General features: G+C 52.8%; 3 protein-coding genes and 1 tRNA gene. All 4 read left to right on the top strand.

Annotation, left to right across the window (positions count from 1 at the left end; genetic code table 11):
* Positions 1-179: 179 nt before the first annotated feature.
* Complete coding sequence (birA, locus tag ACIPIZ_RS29330) at positions 180-1,133, top strand: bifunctional biotin--[acetyl-CoA-carboxylase] ligase/biotin operon repressor BirA (protein ID WP_105709064.1); 954 nt, start codon at positions 180-182, stop codon at positions 1,131-1,133.
* Positions 1,123-1,875 (top strand): pantothenate kinase, encoded by a 753-nt coding sequence (locus ACIPIZ_RS29325; protein ID WP_401168992.1) that lies wholly within the window; start codon positions 1,123-1,125, stop codon positions 1,873-1,875. Before birA ends, ACIPIZ_RS29325 begins: the two co-directional genes overlap by 11 nt.
* A gap of 7 nt (positions 1,876-1,882) precedes the next feature.
* Positions 1,883-2,314, top strand: a complete 432-nt coding sequence (locus ACIPIZ_RS29320) for a hypothetical protein (protein ID WP_064392271.1) — start codon at positions 1,883-1,885, stop codon at positions 2,312-2,314.
* A 143-nt stretch (positions 2,315-2,457) separates the two neighbouring features.
* A tRNA-Tyr gene (locus ACIPIZ_RS29315) sits at positions 2,458-2,542 on the top strand.
* The last annotated feature ends 133 nt before the right edge of the window (positions 2,543-2,675 follow it).

Genomic DNA, 2,675 nt, shown 5'->3' with positions numbered 1-2,675 from the left:
GATGGTAGTGTGGGGTTTCCCCATGTGAGAGTAGGTCATCGTCAAGATTAAATTCCGAAACCCCAATTGCGAAAGCAGTTGGGGTTTTGTTTTGCTCGTTAGAAAAGCGCTTGCTTGATTTCTATGCAACGGCGCGGGGCATGGCTATTATTCGGGCCTCATTGTGAGGCGAGACCTGCATGCTGACGTTGTTGAATCTTCTGAAGGATGGGCGTTTCCATTCTGGTCAGGATCTGGGCGAGGCCCTGGGAATAAGTCGAAGTGCAGTATGGAAGCAGCTTCAGCATCTAGAGGCTGAGCTGGGTTTGTCTATCCATAAAGTCCGGGGGCGGGGCTATCAACTGGCATCGCCATTAATGCTGCTCGACTCTCTAAAGATATCGACAATGGCACCGGATTGGCCGGTGACCGTTCTGGATTCGGTCGACTCGACTAATGCCGAAGCATTGCGTTCTATTGGTCAAGGCAGTCTGGCGCCGTTTTTGGTGCTTGCAGAGCGGCAAGTTTCTGGCCGCGGCCGCAGAGGTCGTAAGTGGGTCAGTCCGTTTGCTGAAAATCTATATTACAGCCTTGTCCTTCGAATCGATGGTGGAATGCGCCAGCTCGAAGGGTTGAGTCTTGTTGTAGGGTTGGCTGTGATGCAGGCGCTGCGAAGATTTGGCGTGGTAAATGCCGGTTTGAAATGGCCCAATGATGTTCTGGTGGGTAACAAGAAAATTGCCGGCATTCTGCTTGAGCTCGTTGGCGACCCCGCCGATGTCTGTCATGTGGTGCTGGGTATCGGTATCAATGTGAATATGCAGGTTGCTGATGAGGTCGATCAGCAGTGGACATCTATTCGACTTGAGTCTGGCAGTAGCTGCGATCGTAATGCTTTGGTGGCTGAGCTGAGTAATCAGTTGGACGCCTACATTCGGTGTCATCAGGTGAGTGGTTTTTCGGTCCTTCGGGCGGAATGGGAGGCGAATCACTTGTGGCAGGAGCGATCGGTATCGTTGATTGCCGGTGCCAGTCACATAGATGGTGTGGTGCTCGGAATTGATAATCAAGGTGCTCTGCGCTTGAGGGTGAACGGCGTGGAAAGAGTATTTAGTGGTGGTGAGCTCAGCCTGAGGTTGCGTGATGATTCTTGAGCTCGACTGCGGAAACAGCTTTATAAAATGGCGCGTGCTGAATGCCACGGTCGGCGGCCTGGTCTCGGAAGGGGTCGTCGACTCTGATTTGGCGCTGCTTGAGAGTTTGCGGGCGTTTGACCGGCTTTGTCTGCGTAAATGTCGACTGGTCAGTGTAAGGACCAGTGAAGAAACCGGCGCTCTGATCGAAATTATTGAGCGGGAATTCGGTATTTCGGTGGTGTGCGCGAAATCTGCTCGCGAAATGTCAGGCGTTAGAAATGGTTACGAAGACTATGAGCGCCTTGGGCTTGATCGATGGCTGGCGATGCTGGGTGGGTTTCACCTGTCTTCGGGAAGTGCTTGCCTGGTACTGGATTTCGGTACGGCGGTAACTGCTGATTTTATCGCGGCTGATGGCGAGCATCTGGGCGGCTTTATTTGTCCTGGAATGCCGCTGATGCGAAACCAGTTGCGTACTCATACCCGAAAGATTCGTTATGGGGATTTGGCTGCTGAACGGGCGCTGTCCAGTAACGCGCCGGGGCGGACTACCGTTGAGGCGGTAGAGCGTGGGTGTTCATTGATGTTGCGAGGCTTCGTATTGACGCAGTTGGAAATGGCGCACTCCTATTGGGGGGCTGACTTCGCTGTCTTTATAACCGGTGGTGATGCTGATCTGGTTGCAGGTGTTGTTCCTGAGGCCAGAATCGTTCCGGACCTGGTGTTTGTGGGGCTGGCTATGGCTTGTCCTTTGTCCTGAGGTTTGTATGCGTTGGTTGTTCCTCCTGCTTCTGGTTCTCAATGTTTTCTATTATGTCTGGCATCAGCAGGAGGCGCCCTTGCGGGCAAAGGATGTGACGCCTCTTAGTTTGTATCGGGGTTCGCAGCAGGATATTCGCCTACTGAGTGAGACGACCGGTGATGTACGGGAGGTGCAGGGGGCGCGGCGCCAAGAGTGCCTCTTTCTCGGGGGCTTTACTCGACAGGAGTCGATTTCAGCTCTTCAGCAGCGTTTGGCTGAAATGGGGGTTAATGGGCAGTCCTCGTCGAAGGGGGCTTTGGGGGCGGGTTATTGGCTGTCTGTTGCGCCTGAGAGCCAGCGTTTGTTGGGGAGTGTGCAATTGCAAAACCTTTCCAAGGAATTCAATGAGTTAAAACATAAAATAATGCTGTGTGAGGGGGTTGCACCTGCCGAATAGTTTGCATAGAATGGCGCCCGCTCCACAGTGAAGACCCAGACGGGATTTCAAAGTGAAGCGGTGTCAATGCAGCTAAGCTCAGGTTTTTAAATGAGAAAATGCTTGACAGGGGCTTGGCATGATATAGAATGCCGGCCTGATTAGGAGGGGTTCCCGAGCGGCCAAAGGGATCAGACTGTAAATCTGACGTCTACGACTTCGAAGGTTCGAATCCTTCTCCCTCCACCAGATTTAAGCGTGAGCTGCAGGCTCCGCGGGTATAGTTTAGAGGAAAAGATCGGAAGAGCTTCGTGGAGGGAAAGAGTTTAGTGCTGAGTCTAGATATCGGTGGTAGCCGGGTCAATTAAAAGTGGTCGGGGGT

Source organism: Pseudomonas sp. NPDC087690 (assembly GCF_044743175.1).
Taxonomy (GTDB): Bacteria; Pseudomonadota; Gammaproteobacteria; order Pseudomonadales; family Pseudomonadaceae; genus Aquipseudomonas.
The sequence above is the reverse complement of the archived record's forward strand: the minus strand, read 5'-3'. Positions and strand labels throughout refer to the sequence as shown.